Genomic DNA, 18709 nt, shown 5'->3' on the forward strand with positions numbered 1-18709 from the left:
CCGGAGCAGGATCATGGCACCAGACAAGGCATCCGCATCCCTCGACCAGCGCTGCATCGACACGCTGCGCTTCCTTTCCGTCGACATGGTGCAGAAGGCCGACAGCGGCCATCCCGGCCTGCCGCTTGGCGCCGCGCCGATGGCCTACGTGCTGTGGCAGCGATTCCTGAAGCACAACCCGGCCAATCCGCTGTGGTCGGACCGGGACCGATTCGTGCTCTCCGCCGGCCACGGGTCGGCGCTGCTATACAGCCTGCTGCACGTCACCGGCTACGACCTGACGCTCGACGACATCAAGCAGTTCCGGCAGTGGGGCAGCAAGGCGCCGGGGCACCCCGAGCGCGGCCACACGCCGGGCGTGGAAGTCACCACCGGGCCGCTGGGGCAGGGCTTCGCCAACGCCGTGGGCATGGCGATGGCCGAGGCGCAGCTGGCGGCGCGCTACAACCGCCCGGGCCACGTCGTCGTCGACCACCGCACCTGGGCCATCGCCAGCGACGGCGACCTGATGGAAGGCGTCGCCTCCGAGGCCGCATCGCTTGCCGGGCACCTGAAGCTGGGCAAGCTCAACGTGCTCTACGACGACAACAACGTGACCCTGGCCGCCGGCACCGACATCACCTTCACCGAGGATCGCGCCGCACGTTTTTCCGCCTACGACTGGCACGTGGAAACCGTGGACGACGGCAACGACGTCGCCGCGATCGAACGGGCACTGCAGCGGGCACACGACGAAACCACGCGGCCGTCGCTGGTGCTGGTGCGCACCCACATCGGCTACGGCTCGCCGGAGCAGGACAGCTACAAGGCGCACGGCTCGCCGCTGGGCGAGGAGGGCGTGGCGGCGACCAAGCGCAAGCTCGGCTGGCCCGAGCAGCCGGCGTTCCTGCTGCCCGACGACGCGATGGCGCACTTCCGCTCCGCGCTCGACCGCGGCAGGCGCGGGCAGGACGCGTGGCAGCAGCGCTTAGATGCCTACGCCGATGCCTATGCCGATGACGCGCGCGAGCTCCGCACCAGCCTCGAAGCGACATTGCCCGACGGCTGGGACGCGGACATCCCGGTGTTCCCCGCGGACGCCAAGGGCATGGCCACGCGCGAAGCCGGCGGCAAGGTGCTGTCAGCGATCGCGCCGAAGCTGCCGGCGCTGACCGGCGGCTCCGCGGACCTCGATCCCTCGACCTACACCGCGGTGAAGGGCCTGGGCGACTTCGACCCGCGCGCCACGCCGGGCGAGGACGAGCAGGGCTCGGCCGGCGGCGGCTGGAGTTATTCGGGCCGCAACCTGCACTTCGGCGTTCGCGAGCACGCGATGGGCACCATCTGCAACGGACTGGCCGCGCACGGCGGCATCATTCCCTACGACGCGACCTTCCTGATCTTCTCCGACTACATGCGCCCGCCGATGCGCCTGGCCGCGTTGATGCGCCTGCATGTGCTGCACGTGTTCACCCACGACAGCATCGCGCTGGGCGAAGACGGGCCGACGCACCAGCCGGTGGAGCAACTTGCAGGCCTGCGTTCGGTGCCGGGGCTGCTGGTGATCCGGCCCGCGGATGCGAACGAAACGGCCGTAGCCTGGCGCGTTGCGCTTGAAGCGGTGAACCGGCCGGTGGCGTTTGCGCTTTCGCGGCAGAAAGTGCCCACGCTTGATCGCGACAAGTACGCATCGGCCGATGGCCTGCGCAAGGGCGCCTATGTATTGCTCGATGCGGAAGGCGGCAAACCCGACGTCATCGTGATCGGCACCGGCGCGGAAACCGGTCTCGCGCTGGCCGCCGTGGAGAAACTGCAGGGCGAAGGCGTCGCCGCGCGCGCGGTGTCGATGCCGTGCTGGGAGCTGTTCGACGAACAGCCGCAGGAATTCCGTGAATCCGTGCTGCCGTCGTCCGTGCCTGCGCGACTGGCGGTGGAAGCGGGGTCGCCGCAGGGCTGGCACCGCTACGTCGGCGACCACGGCGACGTGCTCGGCGTCGACCGCTTCGGTGCTTCGGCGCCAGGAAGCGAGATGCTGGAGCGCTACGGGTTTACCGTTGACAACGTCTGCGCACGCGCCCGTGCGCTGCTCGGAAAGGAGAAAGTCTGATGTCACACGATTTCAAGGTTGGCGACCACGTCACGTGGAACTCCGAGGCCGGTCATGTCAGCGGCATGATCACCAAGGTGCACGTCAAGGACTTCGACTGGCACGGCTATACCCGGCATTGCAGCGAAGACGATCCGCAGTACGAGATCAAGAGCGACAAGACCGACCACGTCGCGGTGCACAAGGGCGGAGCGTTGAAGAAGAAATCGTGAGGCGTCGCAGGGCGGGGCGGGTGCTCCTATTCCTTCTTCACCGCATGCCCACCGAACTCGTTGCGCATCGCCGACAGCAGCCGGTCGGCGAACGATTCGCCGTCGCGCGAACGCAGGCGCGCGATCAGGGACTGGGTGATCACCGGCGCCGGCACGTTGAGGTCGATCGCCTCGGCCACGGTCCAGCGGCCTTCGCCCGAGTCGGGCACGAACGGCGCGATGCCGTCCATCGTCGGATTCTTGCCCAGCGCGTTGGCGGTCAGGTCCAGCAGCCAGGAACGCACGACGCTGCCAGTGCGCCAGATCTCGGCGACCTGATGCAGGTCGAGGTCGAAGTCCTTCTTGTGCCCGAGGATCGAGAAGCCTTCCGCGTACGCCTGCATCAGCCCGTACTCGATGCCGTTGTGGACCATCTTGGTGAAGTGGCCCGAGCCGACCGGCCCCACGTGACCCCAGCCCTGGTCTTCGGCCGGTGCCAGGGTCTCGAAGACAGACCGCAGACGCTCGACCGCGTCCTTCTCGCCGCCAATCATCATGCTGTAGCCCTCGGCCAGCCCCCACACGCCGCCGCTGGTACCGCAGTCGACGTAGTGCAGCCCCTTGTCGGAGACGGCTTTCGCGCGATCCAGCGTGTTCTTGTAGTTGGAGTTGCCGCCGTCGATGATCGTGTCGCCCGGCGACAGCAGCTTCACCAGCGCGTCGACCGTGCTGCCGGTGATGTCGCCTGCCGGCACCATCATCCAGACCGCGCGCGGCGCGGGCAGCTTGTCCACCAGATCTTCCAGCGACGTCGCCGACTTCGCGCCGAAACCTTCGGCCAGTGAACGCGCCTCGGGTTTCGGGTCGAAACCGACCACGCGGTGGCCGCCGCGTACCAGGCGCTGCGCCATGTTCGCGCCCATCTTGCCCAAGCCGATCATGCCAAGTTCCATGTCTTCCTCCTCGTTGTGCAACCGCGCTGTTCGTCACGCCCTTGGCGACACAGGATGCTCGAGGCACCAGGCTCGCGCCGCCGCGCCGATCGCGGACGACTCGGTGGGGTAAGGGTGGATGACGCGCGCCAGCCCGCGCACGCCGGTGCCGTTGACCATCGCCTGGGTAATCTGCGCGATCAGCTCGCCGGCGCGGCGGGACACGATCGTCGCCCCCAGGATGCGGTCGGAGCCGTCGGCGACGTGCAGCTTGACGAAGCCGATCTCGTCGCCGTCGAGCACCGCCCGGTCCACCGCGTGCAGCGGGATCGTGCTGGTGGAGATGGGGATTCCGCGCAGCATGGCCTCGCGCACGTACAGGCCCACATGTGCGATCTCCGGATCGGTGTACGTACACCACGGAATCACCAGATCGCCCAGGCGCTGCCGTTCACCGCGCAGGGCATTGGCCACCGCCATGCGCGCAGTGGCCACGGCGACATGGGTGAAACGGTGGGCCATGCAGGCATCGCCGGCCGCGTAGATCGCGGGGTTTGCCGTGCACAGGTGATCGTCCACCCGGATGCCCTCGACCGCATCATGTCCAACACCTGCCGCCTCCAGGCCCATGTCGTCGATGCGCGGCAGCCGCCCGGTGCCGACCAGCACGGCATCGGCAACCACGCTTGTCACGTAGTCGTCGGTGCGCAGGTCGGCGTGGATCCCGTCGCCGGCACGGCGCACGGCGGTCACCTCGGTATTCAGGCGCACCTCGATCCCGTCGCGAGCGAACGCCACCGACAGGATCTGCGCCGCATCGCGCTCTTCGTGGGGCAGGAACAGCGGCATGTTCTGGACGATGATCACGCGGCTGCCGAAGCGGCGAAACACCTGCGCCAGTTCGCAACCTAGGGGGCCGCCGCCGATGACCAGCAGCCGCCGGGGCAGGGCGGCGATGCCGAAGATCGTTTCGTTGGTCAGGTAGCCCACGTCGCGCAGGCCGGGAATGTCGGGCACGTCGGGCTCGGCACCGGTCGCGATCAACGCCTTGTCGAACCGCAGCTGCACGCCGTCCAGTTCCAACCGGTCCGGGGCCTTGAACATGGCATGGCCGAAGAACAGGTCGATGCCGGCTTCGCGCAACATCCGCGGCGAGGTGGCGCGGCTCAGGCGCGCGCGCAGCCGCAGCACGCGTTCCATCGCGGCGTGGAAGTCCACCTCGACCCGTGGCGGTGCGATGGCGCCGTACTTCCGGGCATCGCGCATTTCCGCGTACACACGGGCGGTGCGCACCAGGGCCTTGGAGGGCTCGCAGCCGAAGCTGAGGCGGTCACCGCCGAGCAGGTCGCGCTCCACCAGCGCAACACGCGCGCCGGTGGCGGCAGCGTCCTGCGCGGCCGCCAGGCCGGCGGCGCCGGCGCCGACGACGACCAGCCCGTAGCGTTCGGCCGGCCTGGGATTGCGCCATCGGGCCGGGCGCAGATTGTCGCGCAGTTCGTCACGGACGAACGGGTCGATCACGGTGCCGATGCCGGAGTCGCGGTGGTGCATCAGCCTTGCTCCCCGTCGCGCGCGGCGGTATCGAGCCAGCCGCCTTCGAAGCCAGCGCGGCGCAGCCCGTCGACGACGCACCGGCAGCGGCGCATCAGCGCCCAGGGCAGGCCGGTCCGATGGTTTTCCAGCATCAACAGGATGATGCCCTGGTCGAGCCCGAACAGGCCGGGCGATACCCACGCCTTTCCGTCCGTGTCGCGCAGGTCGGCGTTGAAGCCGCTGGTGAAGCCGTGTTCGTGGACGATCTCCGGATGGCGTCGGCACATCGTGCCGATGGCCTCGAGCGCAAGTTCCGGTTCGAACGGCACGCTCGCCAGCACCGCCGGCGGCGACAGGGTGCCGTCGTCCGGCCCATAGGGCACGCCGCGCGCGGCATAGCCGAACAGGTGCCGCGGCTCCGCATCCACTCCCTGTACTTCGTCGGTCGGTCCCTCGCAGGCGCTCAGGCCCCAGCAATCCTGCCCGTAGCCCCGGTGGCCGCGCGGGTTGATGCAGGCATAGGCGCGCTGCACATGGATGGCGCGACGGCTGTTCTCGAAATAGTCGCAGGCCTTCTGGCGCATGAAGCTGTCGCGGATGCCGCGGAAGTCGATCCACGCATGCGAGAACTGGTGGATGAACAGCGGGCCGGCGTACAGGAAGCCGTGGCCATAGAGATTCTCCCACTGGTAGGTGCTGGTCCAGGCCCGGTAGCAGTCCTCGCCGATCGGGTGGGTGGGTGAACCCAGGGCAAGCACGTACAGCACGATCGCCTCGCTGTAGCCTTCCCAGCCGTAGTGAAGGAAGCCGCACTCGGGCTTCCAGCCCTGCATGATCGTTTCGCCGCCGTTTTGCGCCCAGCGCCAATCGATGCGGCGGTACAGTCCATCGGCAATGGCGCGCAGCTCCGCCTCGTCGGGCGTGTCGGCATCGAAGTAGCGGCTGGCCATGAGCGCCCCGATGATCAGCAGTGCCGTGTCGATCATCGACAGCTCGCAGCGCCAGACGCGGGTGCCGGTGTCGCGGTCGAGGAAGTGGAAGTAGAAGCCCTTGTGTCCCGTGGAACCTGGACTGCCGTCCTGGTTGCTGTCGCGGAAGAAGCGCAGCGCGGCGGCGCAATGTTCGACCGCTTCGGCCCGCCCGATCCAGCCGCGTTCGACCGCGACCGGGTAGGTCGACAGCGCGAACCCGACGACCGCGATGCTGACCGGCGACCATTCGCGCGAGGTGTCGGCGTACAGGCCGTTGACCGGATTGCGGTGCCGCAGGAAGTAGCCGAAGGCGGCGCGCTGGTAGTGGTCCAGCAAGGGTTCGCCGGCCTCCGCGATGCTGTTTTGTATCGTCTTCGGCACGTTGGCTGCAGTCTAGGTTCCCCGGTGTTAGCAGGTCATGACGTTGACCCCACCGTGACCGCCAACGTGCAATAAGGGGACGACACCTTCCGGAGTCCTCGTTCCATGCAACACCAGGCATCCGGAAGCACGCCGCCCGGCCTCCTCCTTCAGGCGCCCCGACTGCAGCTGCTATCGAACGGGTGCTACACCGTGATGCTGACCGCCGCCGGCTCCGGCTACAGCCATCTCGGAAACTGCGCGATCACCCGATGGCGCGCCGATCCGACAGGCGACAACCACGGCTGCTGGCTCTACCTGCGTGACGTCGACAGCGGCGCGACCTGGTCGGCCGGGTTGCAGCCCACCGGGGCCGTGCCCGATACCTATGCGCTGGAATTCACCGATGGCCGCGCCGGCATCCGCCGCCGTGACGGCGACATCGAAACCACCACCGAGGTCGTCGTCGCCGACAATGCCGATGCGGAGGTCCGGCGCGTCCGCCTGCGCAACAGCGGCGACCGCGAGCGCATCATCGAACTGACCAGCCACGCCGAACTGGTGCTTGCGCCGCAGCAGGGCGATGCCGCGCACCCCGCGTTTTCGAAAATGTTCGTGCGCACGGAGTGGTTGGCCGACCGTCGCGTGCTGCTTGCCACGCGTCGCGTGCGCACGCCAGGCGATCCGTCGATCTGTGCCGCGCAGTGGCTGCAGGTCGAAGGCGACGACGGCGGCGAACCGCAGTGGGAGACCGACCGGGCGCGCTTCATCGGCCGCGGCCGCGACGTGCGCGCCCCGGCGGCGCTCGAATCGGAGACGCTTTCGGGTACGGTCGGCACCGTGCTTGATCCGGTGTTCAGCCTGCGGCGCCGGGTGCGCATCGCGCCCGGGGACACCGCCACGCTGCAGCTGTGGACGGTGGCGGCCGCTGGCCGCGAGGAGGCGCTCGCGCTGGTCGATCGGTTCCGCGGCGCGGATGCCTTCGCGCAGGCGTCCGGGGAGGCGTCGAAGCGTGCGCACGCGCTGCTGTCGCGCCTGGGCCTGGATGCGGCGCAGGCGCGGCGCTTCCAGCGTCTCGCGGCCGCGCTGCTGTACCCGGATCCGACGCTGCGCACCGCACCCGCGGCGCTGGGGAAGGGGGAGGGCGGCGCGCCCACGCTCTGGGCCGGCGGCATTTCGGGCGATCGCCCGATCGTGCTGCTGCGCATCAACGACGATACCGGCCTGGCGCTCGCGGATGACGTCCTGCGCGCCGAAGCGTACTGGCGCGCACACGGTCTCGAGGCCGACCTTGTGGCCGTCGCCGGGTCGGCGGCGGCGTACGACGCGCTGCAGGATCGCTTCACGGGGCACGCGACGCGGAATCCGCCGCCGGGCGGCAGGCAGAACCTGTTCGTACTCCGCGCCGACGAGGCGCCAGATGCACTGCAGGCCGGGCTGGCGACGGCGGCCGCGATTGCCCTCGACCAGCGCGACGGTGGCCTCGCGGCACAGGTGGATGCGCTGCCGGCCGCGACAGGGACAGACCTGCCGCACAATGCCGCCCGCCAGCCGACTGCGGCCGCCGGGTCGCCGTCGCGGGGATCGGGCGGCGGCATCGAGGCGACCCTGGAGTTCTTCAACGGCCACGGCGGCTTCGCCGAAGACGGGCGCGAGTACGTCACGATCATCCGCAACGGCGCGCTGCCGCCGATGCCATGGCTCAACGTCGTCGCCAATCCGGACTTCGGCTTCACCGCCACCGAGGCCGGCGGTGGCTACGCGTGGTCGCAGAACAGCCAGCGCAACCCGATCACGCCGTGGACAAATGATCCGGTCTCCGATCCGCCGCAGGACGTGCTCTACGTGCGTGACGACGAGGATGGCCGGCTGTTCACCGCCACGGCGCTGCCGCGCTGCGGCGACGATGGCGAGTACGTCGCGCGCCACGGCCACGGCTACAGCCGCTTCGAGCACGCCGAACATGGCATCGAGCTCGACCTGCTGCAGTACGTGCCGGTCGACGATGGCCTGAAGATCTCGCGCCTGCGGCTGCGCAACCGCTCGGGGCGCACGCGCAGGCTGTCGGTGACCGCCTTCGTACAGTGGGCGCTGGGGCCGAACGGCTCGCAGCCGGCGCCGTTCGTCGCGACCTCTCTGGACCGGGACACCGGCGCGCTGTTCGCCGCCAACGCCTGGCGCGCGGAGTTTGGCGAACGCGTGGCGTTCATGGACCTGCGTGGCCGCCAGCACGCGCACAGCGGCGATCGCCTCGAATTCCTCGGCCGGCGGGGAAACCTGGCCGCGCCGGCGGCACTCCAGGGAGGCGAAGCGCTGTCCGGACGCACCGGTGCCGGGCTGGATCCTTGCGGCGCGCTGCAAACCCGCTTCGAACTGTCCGCCGATGGCGAAGAGGAGATCGTGCTCCTGCTCGGCGACGCGATCAACGCCGCCGCCGCGCGCGAGCTGGTGCGCCGCTACCGCGAGGTGGACCTCGACGCCGTCCTGCAGGCAGCCGTCGCGCAGTGGGACGACATCCTCGGCACCGTGCAGGTGCGCACGCCCGACCGGGCGATGGACCTGCTGCTCAACCGCTGGCTGCTCTACCAGGCGCTGTGCTGCAGGGTCTGGGCGCGCACCGGGTATTACCAGGCCAGCGGCGCCTACGGCTTCCGCGACCAGCTGCAGGACGTGATGGCCACCTGCATCGCACGCCCCGGGGAAGCGCGCGTGCAGCTGCTGCGTGCCGCGGGCCGCCAGTTCGAGCAAGGCGACGTGCAGCACTGGTGGCTGCCGCCGAGCGGCGAGGGCATTCGCACGCGCATGACCGACGACCGCCTGTGGCTGCCGTTCGTCGCCTGTCACTACATGGATGCCACCGGCGACACCGACGTGCTCGATACGCGCCAGTCCTTCATCGAAGGCCCGCAGCTCGAGCCCGGGCAGGACGAAGCCTACTTCCGGCCCACGACCGCGGACAGCGATGCCAGCCTGTACGAACACTGCGCACGCGCCATCGACGTGAGCCTCACGCTTGGCGCGCACGACCTGCCGCTGTTCGGCACCGGCGACTGGAACGACGGCATGAACCGCGTTGGCGAGGAGGGCAGGGGCGAGAGTTCCTGGCTGGGCTGGTTCCTGTGCGCCACCATCGATGCGTTCGCGCCATACGCGAAGGCGCGCGGCGAGCACGAGCGCGCAGCGCGCTGGGAAGATGTCGCGAGCACGGTGCGCAAGGGCCTGGATGCCGGCGGCTGGGACGGCCAGTGGTACCGTCGCGGCTACTACGACGACGGTACGCCGCTGGGCTCGCACGAAAGCGACGAATGCCGCATCGACACCATCGCCCAGTCGTGGAGCGTGATCGCCGGCGGCGGCGATCCGGCGCATGCGAAGTCGGCGATGGAGCAGGTCCACCGGCAGCTGATCCTGCGCGACGAGAAGGTCGCGCTGCTGTTCACCCCGCCGTTCCAGCACACCGACCACGACCCCGGCTACATCAAGGCCTATCCACCGGGCCTACGCGAAAATGGCGGCCAGTACACGCACGGCGCGCAGTGGTCGATCTTCGCCTTCGCGAAGATGGGCGACGGCGACCGCGCGTTCGAACTGTTCTCGCTGATCAATCCCGTCCACCATGCATCCACGCCCGAAGGCGTGGACCGCTACAAGGTCGAGCCCTATGTCGCGGTCGCCGACGTGTATTCGGTCGAGCCGCACGTCGGCCGCGGCGGCTGGACCTGGTACACCGGGTCCGGCGCCTGGCTGTACCGGGCCGGGCTGGAAGCGGTCCTGGGCTTCCACCTGCAGGGCGCGCATCTGCGCCTGGATCCCTGCATTCCACGGGTGTGGCCGGGCTTCTCGATCGAGTACCGCCACGGCGGCAGCCGCTATCTGATCGAAGTCGCCAACCCGAACGGTGCATGCCGCGGCATCACACGTTGCGAACTCGACGGCGGGATCCTGGACGTTGATCCCTGCCTGATCCCGCTGCGCGACGACGGCCAATCGCACCGCGTGGCCATCGAGTTGGGCCGTTGATCGCGGTGCACGAGCAACCCCTGCGCGCCCAACTGTTCAGCGCCGAACAGATGGAGCGGCACGGCCGCGTGCTGGCACAGGCGCACCGGCTGAGCGGACACCGCAGCGCCGACCTGCTGCTGGCGCGGCTGAGCGCCAACGAGGCGGTGATCGAACGCGCCAGCAAGCTGCTCGGCGAGGCCGCGCACGCCAAGCGCAGGCTGACCCCTGCCGGCGACTGGCTGCTCGACAACCTGTATCTGGTCCAGGAACAGGTCCGCATCGCCCGCCGCCACCTGCCCAAGGGTTACAGCCGCGAATTGCCGCGGCTGGAAGGCGGCCCGTCCGATCAGCTCCCGCGGGTCTACGACATCGCCCTCAACGTGATTTCGCACGGTGATGGTCGCGTCGACGTCGAGAGCCTGGACCGCTTCATCGCCGCCTACCAGTCGGTCACGCCGCTCACGCTTGGCGAGCTGTGGGCGATCCCGATCATGCTGCGGCTGGCGTTGATCGAGAATTTGCGCCGGGTCAGCGCGCAGGTCATTGCCGGCCGCATCGACCGCGACCTTGCCGACTTCTGGGCCGACCGCTTCTCGGCGATGGCAGAGTCCGATCCCAAGAGCGTGGTGCTGGTGATCGCCGACATGGCGCGTTCGCGGCCGCCGCCGAGCAGCGCGTTCGTCGCTGAGATCGTGCGCCGCCTGCAGGGGCAAGGCGCGGCGTTGGGCCTGCCACTGACCTGGATCGAACAGTGGCTGGCCGACCACGAGCAGGGCATCGCACAACTGGTGCAGGCCGAAAGCCAGCAGCAGGCCGCCGACCAGGTGTCGATCAGCAACAGCATCGGCAGCCTGCGTCTGCTGGCGATGACCGACTGGCGCAAGTTCGTCGAAACACTGAGCATGGTCGAGGCCACGTTGCGCGACGACCCCGGCGGCACCTACAGGCGGATGGACTTCGCCACGCGCGACCGCTACCGCCATGTGGTCGAGTACATCGCCCGTCGCGGCAAACTGCCCGAGACCGAAGTCGCATCGGCCGTGCTGGAACTGGCGCGCGCAGGCGCGGAGCAAACGGGTAGAGACGACTGCAGCGCGCACGTGGGTTACTACCTGATCGATGCCGGGCGCACGCAGCTGGAACGGGCGCTGTCCCTGCAGGGCAGGCCGTTTGCTTCGCTGCGTCGCGGAACCCGACACGTGCCGCTGCCGGCCTATCTGGTGCCGATCATCGCGATCGTCGCGCTGTTCACCTCCGGGCTGGTACATGACGCTCAGGCGATCCTTGGCGCGCGCGACGTGCTGTGGCTGGTGGGCGTGCTGTGCGTGATTGCCTTCAGCGAGCTGGGCGTGGTCCTGGTCAACTGGTTCGCGACGCTGCTGGTGTTGCCACGGGCGCTGCCGCGACTGGACTTCTCCGCCGGCATTCCGAACGATGCGCGCACGCTGGTGGCGGTGCCGACCATGATCGGGGACGCGTCGACGGTGGGCCCGCTGGTGGACGCCCTGGAGGTGAGGTTCCTCGCCAACCGCGACCGCAACCTGCACTTCGCCCTGCTGACGGACTTCCTCGATGCCGACGAGCAGGCACTGCCACAAGATGCCGAAGCGCTGGCGACGGCGCGCAACGACATCGAAGCGCTCAACCGGCGCCACGCCAGCGGCGGCGACGACATCTTCTTCATCCTGCACAGGCCGCGCACCTGGAACCCGCGTGAATACAGATGGATGGGCCACGAACGCAAGCGCGGCAAGCTTGCCGCGCTCAACTCGCTGTTGCACGAAGGCGATGCCAGCGCGTTCTCGATGATCGCCGGCGAGCCGGGCGTGCTGCGTGGCGTGCGCTACGTGATCACGCTCGACACCGACACCCACCTGCCGCGCGACGCCGCGCGCGAACTGGTCGGCACGCTCGCGCATCCGCTCAACCGGGCGCGGCTGGATCCGCGGCGGCGCGTGGTGGAAGGGGGTTACGGCATCCTGCAGCCGCGCGTCGGCACCCGCATGGGCGGTGAACGCCGTTCGTGGTACGTGCGCCTGTATGGCAGCGAGCCGGGAATCGACCCGTACACGCGCACCGTTTCGGACGTGTACCAGGACCTGTTCGGCGAGGGTTCGTTCGTCGGCAAGGGCATCTACGACGTGGCGGCGTTCGGGCAGGCGCTGGACGCGCGCTTCCCCGACAACCGGATCCTCAGCCACGACCTGCTCGAAGGCTGCTACGCGCGTGCCGGACTGGTCAGCGACGTGCAGCTGTACGAGGACTATCCGTCGCGCTACGCACTCGACGTCAAGCGCCGGCACCGCTGGGTCCGCGGCGACTGGCAGCTGTTGCCGTGGCTGCTGCCGTGGGTGCCTGGCGGCGAAGGCCGCCGCGAACGCAACCCGCTGTCGATGCTCTCGCGCGGCAAGCTGCTCGACAACCTGCGCCGCAGCCTCGTGCCCGCGGCGACGGTGTCGCTGTTCGTGCTTGGCTGGCTGCTCGCGCCTCACCCGCTGCGCTGGACGCTGTGGGTGCTGTCGACGCTGCTGCTGGCGCCGCTGGTGACGGCCATGACCGCGCTGCTCGACAAGCCGGACGAGCTGCCGCTGCGCGCGCACCTGCTGCATCGCGTGCAGGCGGCGGGGCACGATCTTGCGAGGGTCGTCCTGGGCGCGGCGTTCCTGCCGTACGAAGCGTTCTACAGCCTCGACGCCATCGTGCGGACACTGTGGCGGGTGCTGGTGTCGCGCCGGCGCATGCTGCAGTGGAGTCCCTCCAGCGAAGTCGAGAAGACACTGGGCGACGGCCTGGCGGCGTCACTGCGTTCGATGTGGTTCGCGCCCGCGTTCGCGCTTGTGGTGGCGGCCGCGCTCTTCCGCCTGCAGCCGATGGCGTTGCCCGTGGCCGCGCCGCTGCTCGGGCTGTGGCTGCTGTCGCCCTGGCTGGCCTGGTGGACCGGGCGGCCGCGCGCGCGCGCGGCGCACGGACTGTCGGTGGAGCAGGGCAGGTTCCTCGGCCGGTTGTCGCGGCGCACGTGGGCGTACTTCGAGGACTTCGTCACCGCCGCCGACCATTGGCTGCCGCCCGACAACATCCAGGAGCATCGCTTGCCGCCGGTTGCGCGGCGCACGTCCCCGACCAACATCGGCCTGTCGCTGCTCGCCAACCTGTCGGCGCACGACTTCGGCTACCAGCAGGCCGATGCCATGGCCAAACGCGTCGGCAACACCCTTGCGACACTGGAGCTGCTGCCGGGGCATCGCGGCCATTACTACAACTGGTACGACACGGAAACGCTGCGCCCGCTGCCGCCGCTGTACGTGTCCACCGTCGACAGCGGCAACCTCTCCGGACATCTGCTGACCCTGCGCCAGGGACTGCTGGCACAGCCCGATTCGGCGGTGCTGGCACCCGCTACCTGGCAGGGCTTGCGCGATGCCGCGGGGGTATTGGAGGAAGCCGGCGTCGGCGTAGCCGAGGCCTTCCGCGTGAGGATCGATGCGCTGCTCGCCGCATCGCCGGTCACCTGCGGCGAAGCCGTGCTGGCGCTTGCCGAACTCACGGTGCTGGCTGAACCACTGGCCGCGCACGACGCACCGGCCGGCGTGGATTCCGATGCGGATGTGCCGACGGAGGCCACGTACTGGGGGCGGAAACTGCTGGCACAGTGCCGTGCCGCGAGCGCCGCGCTGGCGTGGCTGCCGCCCACGCTGTCGACGTCGGCGATCCCGACCTTGCGCGAACTGTCGCGCACCTCGCCGGACGCGCAGGTGCAGGCCACCGCAAGGGCCCGCATCGTGGAGTTCGAGCGCCTGGCCCACGTCGCCGGCCAGTGCGCGCAGAGCGAACTCGATTTCCTCTACGACCGCAGCCGCCATCTGCTCACCATCGGTTACAACGTCGACGAGCACCGCAGCGACCCCGGCTACTACGACCTGCTGGCGTCCGAAGCGCGCCTGGCCAGCTTCATCGGCATTGCCCGGGGCCAGCTGCCGCAGGAGGCGTGGTTCGCGCTGAGTCGGTTGCTGACCGACATCGACGGCGACCCGGCGCTGCTGTCGTGGAGCGGCTCGATGTTCGAATACCTCATGCCGCAGCTGGTGATGCCCAGCTACGAGGGCTCGCTGCTCGACCAGACCGCGCAGGTGAGCGTGGCCAGGCAGGTCGAGTACGGACGCCAGCGCGACGTGCCTTGGGGCATTTCCGAATCCGGCTACAACGCCGTCGACGCGCGCATGAACTACCAGTACCGCGCCTTCGGCGTGCCGGGACTCGGCCTGCGGCGCGGGTTGGCGCAGGACCTGGTGATCGCGCCCTACGCCAGCATGATGGCGTTGATGGTCGCGCCCGGGGAGGCCTGCCGGAACCTGCAGCAGATGGCCGCCGCCGGCTTCGCAGGACGCTACGGCATGTACGAGGCGATCGACTACACACCTGCGCGCTTGCCGCGCGGACAGCCGCACGCGCTGGTGCGCTCGTTCATGGCCCACCACCAGGGCATGGGGCTGCTGGCGCTGGACTACCTGCTCCACGACCAGCCGATGCAGCGCCGGTTCGTGGCCGACCCCGAATTCAGGGCCACGCTGCTGCTGCTGCAGGAGCGCATCCCGCGCACCGGCGCCTTCCATCCGCACACGACCGAAGTCGCCGGCGCGGCCGTGATGTCCGACACCCCTGAAACCCGCCTGCGCATCTTCCGCAACGCCTCTTCGCCGCGGCCGGCGATCCAGATGCTGTCCAACGGCCGCTACCACGTGATGTTGACCACCGCCGGCGGCGGCTACAGCCGCCTGCACGACATGGCGGTGACGCGCTGGCGCGAGGACGGCACGCGTGATCCCTGGGGGAACTGGTGCTATCTGCGCGACGTGGACAGCGGCGAGTTCTGGTCGGCCTCGTACCAGCCCACGGCCGTGGAGGTGTCCGGCTACGAGGCGATCTTCTCCGACGCCAAGGCCGAGTTCCGCGGCCGCAAGCAGGGCTTCGAAACCCACCTTGAGATCGCCGTGTCGCCCGAGGACGACATCGAACTGCGCCGGCTGCACGTGACCAACCAGTCGCGCACGGCGCGCACGATCGAAGTCACCACCTACGCCGAGGTGGTACTGGCGCCGGCGATCTCGGACGAACTGCATCCGGCCTTCAGCAATCTGTTCGTGCAGACCGAACTGGTGCCCGAGCGGCAGGCGATCCTGTGCACACGACGCCCGCGCGCGCACGACGAGGTGCCGTCGTGGATGTTCCATCTGGTCGCGGTGCACGACGCGGACATCGTGGAAATCTCCTACGAGACCGACCGCTCGCGGTTCATCGGTCGCGGCCACGACGCGCGCGCGCCGCGCGCCATGCTCGAGCCGGCGCCGTTGTCGAACAGCCAGGGCTCGGTGCTCGACCCGGTGGTCGCGATCCGCTTCCGGATCAACTTGGCGCCGGACCAGACCGCGACCATCGACATGGTGAGCGGCGTGGCGGCGGCGCGCGACGATTGCCGGGTGCTGGTCGACAAATACCGGGACCGCCGGCTGGCCGACCGCGTGTTCGACCTGGCCTGGACCCACAGCCAGGTGGTGCGTCGCCAGATCAACGCCTCGCAGGCCGACGCGCAGCTGTACGAGCACCTGGCCGGGCTGGTGCTGCACGGGAACCCGGCGCTGCGCGCAGAGCCATCCTTGCTGCTGCAGAACCGCCGCGGCCAGTCGGGGCTGTGGGGGCAGGCGATCTCCGGTGACCACCCGATCGTGCTGGTACAGATCGAGGACGCGGAAAACATCGAACTGGTGCGGCAGATGGTGCAGGCCTACGCGTACTGGCGACTCAAGGGCATGACCGTCGACCTGGTGATCTGGAACGACGAGCAGGGCGGCTATCGCCAGCAGTTGCACGACCAGATCATGGGCCTGATATCGGCCGGCGTGGAAGCTCACGTGATCGACCGCCCCGGCGGCATCTTCGTCCGACCCGCACACCAGCTGCCGCAGGAGGACCGCATCCTGCTGCAATCGGTGGCACGCGTGATCGTGAGCGACGCGCACGGCACGCTGGCCGAACAGATCGCGCATCGGCGGCCGCCGGAGGCGGTGATGCCGCCGCTGCAGCCGCAGCCCACCCAGTACGAGCTGATGCCGATGCCCACCGCCGACGAGCACGCCAGCGCCGGCCGCGGCGGCGACGCGGCCTTCGACCCGTGGCCCTTTGACCCGGGCACCGGACCGCTGCGCGATGGCAACGGCATCGGAGCCTTCTCGGCCGACGGTCGCGAATACGTGATCGACCTGCAGCCGGGCGACAACACGCCCGCGCCGTGGTCGAACGTGCTCGCCAACCCGCAGTTCGGCTGCGTGGTGAGCGAATCCGGCACCGGCTACACCTGGGCGGAGAACGCGCACGAGTTCCGCCTCACGCCGTGGCACAACGATCCGGTGGGAGACAGCAACGGTGAGGCGTTCTACCTGCGCGACGAGCAGACCGGGCGGTTCTGGTCGCCGACGCCGCTGCCCTGCCGCGGCGAGGGTGTGTACCGGGTGCGGCATGGCTTCGGCTACAGCGTCTACGAGCACGAGCAGGACGATGTCGCCAGCGAGCTGTGGGTCTACGTGGCGCGCGACGCGGCCGTCAAGTTCAGCGTGCTGCGCGTGCGCAACACCGGCGACCGCACGCGCCGGCTCAGTGCCACCGGCTACGTGGAATGGATCCTCGGCGACCTGCACGCGCGCACGCACATGCACGTGGTGACCGAGCCCGCCACGGAACACGCTGCGGTGCTGGCGCGCAATGCCTACAACACCGAATTCAGCGGCCGGGCCGCGTTCTTCGCCGCCGACGTCGCAACCGGGGGATGGCACGGCGAGGAGGCGCGCCGCAGCGCCAGCGGCGATCGCAACGAGTTCATCGGCCGCAACGGCAGCCTGCGCTCGCCGGCGGCGATGACGCGCGAACGCCTGTCCGGGCGACTTGGCGCTGGACTCGATCCCTGCGCCGCGATCCAGGTGCCGCTGGACCTGGCGCCCGGTCAGTCGCGCGACGTGATATTCCGCCTCGGCGCAGGGCGTACGCGCGCCGAGGCGCTGGCGACGCTGCAGGAGACGCGCGGGCGCGACGCGGCCTGGGACGCCCTCGACGAGGTCCGCGTCGGCTGGCTGCGCACGCTCGGCGCGGTACAGGTGGAAACACCCGAGCCAGCCGTCGACCTGCTCGCCAACGGCTGGTTGCTCTACCAGACCATCGGCTGCCGTTACTTCGCCCGCAGCGGCTACTACCAGTCCGGCGGCGCGTTCGGCTTCCGCGACCAGCTGCAGGACATCATGGCGATGCTGCACGCCGATCCGAAGCTCGCGCGCGACCACCTGTTGCTGTGCGCCGAACACCAGTTCCTGGAAGGCGACGTGCAGCACTGGTGGCACCCGCCGCTGGACCGCGGCGTGCGCACGCGGTGTTCCGACGACTACCTGTGGTTGCCGCTGGCCACCTGCCGCTACGTCGAGGCCACCGGTGACCGTGACGTGCTCAACGAACGCATGACCTACGTCGAAGGTCGCCAGGTCGACCCGGACGAGGAGTCCTACTACGACCTGCCTTCGCGCTCCGGCCTGCGTGAAACGCTGTACCAGCACTGCGTGCGCGGCCTGCAGCGCGCGCTCGACCTGTTCGGCGAACGTGGCCTCCCGCTGATCGGCACCGGTGACTGGAACGACGGCATGAACCGGGTGGGGGAGGGCGGCCGCGGCGAGAGCGTGTGGCTGGGGTTCTTCCTGTACGACGTGCTCAACCGCTTCAACGGACTGGCGCGCGACCGCGGCGACCTGCTGTTCGCCGAACGCTGCCTCGAACGCGCGACGCAGCTGCGCCAGGCGCTGGAAGACCATGCCTGGGATGGCGCGTGGTACCGGCGCGCGTGGTTCGACAACGGGATGCCGCTGGGCTCCGCGCAGAGCGACGAGTGCACGATCGATTCGATCTCGCAGAGCTGGTCGGTGCTGTCGGGCGCCGCCGATCCGGTGCGCGCAAGGCAGGCGATGGAGTCGCTGGACCAGCGCCTGGTGCGGCGCGATGCAGGCCTGGTGCAGCTGCTCGATCCACCATTCGACAAGACCGGGCAGGACCCCGGCTACATCCGCGGTTACGTGCCCGGCGTGCGCGAGAACGGCGGCCAGTACACCCACGCGGCGGTGTGGGCGACGATGGCCTTCGCCGAGCTGGGCGACCATGCACGCGCGTGGGAACTGTTCCGCATGATCAACCCGATCCACCACGGCGACACCGCAGAACGCATCGCGACCTACAAGGTGGAACCCTACGTGGTCGCCGCCGACGTGTACGCGGTCGAACCGCACGTCGGCCGCGGCGGCTGGACCTGGTACACCGGCTCGGCCGGCTGGATGTACCGGCTGGTCGTCGAATCCTTGCTGGGCCTGCGGCTCGAGGGTGACACCCTGCGGCTGTCGCCCTGCATCCCGCCCGACTGGCCCGGTTACCGCGTGCGCTATCGCTACCGCGACACGGTCTACTGCATCCACGTGCGCCAGGAAGCCGGGAAAGGCATGCCGCCGCGACTGCTGGTCGACGGCATGGAGCAGCCCGGGCTGGTCGTTCCACTGCGCGACGACCATGCGCAGCACGCCGTGGAGCTGTGGCTTCCGCAGCCGGCCCCTTGAC

At 69.5% G+C, this 18709-nt stretch carries 7 protein-coding genes; 4 read left to right on the forward strand and 3 right to left on the reverse strand.

Annotation, left to right across the window (positions count from 1 at the left end):
* Positions 1-13 precede the first annotated feature (13 nt).
* Entirely contained in the window at positions 14-2086 is a 2073-nt protein-coding gene (gene tkt / locus ACW5F0_RS02760) for a transketolase (RefSeq protein WP_456998978.1), read from the forward strand.
* Positions 2086-2298 (forward strand): DUF2945 domain-containing protein, encoded by a 213-nt coding sequence (locus tag ACW5F0_RS02765; RefSeq protein ID WP_456998979.1) that lies wholly within the window; start codon positions 2086-2088, stop codon positions 2296-2298. Before tkt ends, ACW5F0_RS02765 begins: the two co-directional genes overlap by 1 nt.
* 26 nt (positions 2299-2324) lie before the next feature.
* On the opposite strand, the gene gnd is transcribed toward ACW5F0_RS02765, so the two are convergent.
* Genes gnd through ACW5F0_RS02780 form a run of 3 tightly spaced genes read right to left on the reverse strand, consistent with a single transcriptional unit; the run spans position 2325 to position 6094 of the window.
* Positions 2325-3251, reverse strand: a complete 927-nt coding sequence (gene gnd, locus ACW5F0_RS02770) for a phosphogluconate dehydrogenase (NAD(+)-dependent, decarboxylating) (protein WP_456998980.1) — start codon at positions 3249-3251, stop codon at positions 2325-2327.
* 12 nt (positions 3252-3263) lie between these two features.
* Positions 3264-4760 (reverse strand): mercuric reductase, encoded by a 1497-nt coding sequence (locus ACW5F0_RS02775; RefSeq protein ID WP_456998981.1) that lies wholly within the window; start codon positions 4758-4760, stop codon positions 3264-3266.
* The gene (locus ACW5F0_RS02780; protein ID WP_456998982.1) at positions 4760-6094 is read right to left on the reverse strand and encodes a glucoamylase family protein; all 1335 of its coding nucleotides are present in this window, start codon (positions 6092-6094) and stop codon (positions 4760-4762) included. The genes ACW5F0_RS02775 and ACW5F0_RS02780 overlap by 1 nt, the downstream gene beginning before the upstream one ends.
* Positions 6095-6199: 105 nt before the next feature.
* Here ACW5F0_RS02780 and ACW5F0_RS02785 point away from each other — a divergent pair, with 105 nt between their 5' ends.
* Positions 6200-10093, forward strand: a complete 3894-nt coding sequence (locus ACW5F0_RS02785) for a GH36-type glycosyl hydrolase domain-containing protein (RefSeq protein ID WP_456998983.1) — start codon at positions 6200-6202, stop codon at positions 10091-10093.
* Between the two features lie 50 nt (positions 10094-10143).
* Complete coding sequence (locus ACW5F0_RS02790) at positions 10144-18708, forward strand: GH36-type glycosyl hydrolase domain-containing protein (protein WP_456999161.1); 8565 nt, start codon at positions 10144-10146, stop codon at positions 18706-18708.
* Position 18709: the final 1 nt, after the last annotated feature.

Source organism: Luteimonas sp. A534, from assembly GCF_054072805.1.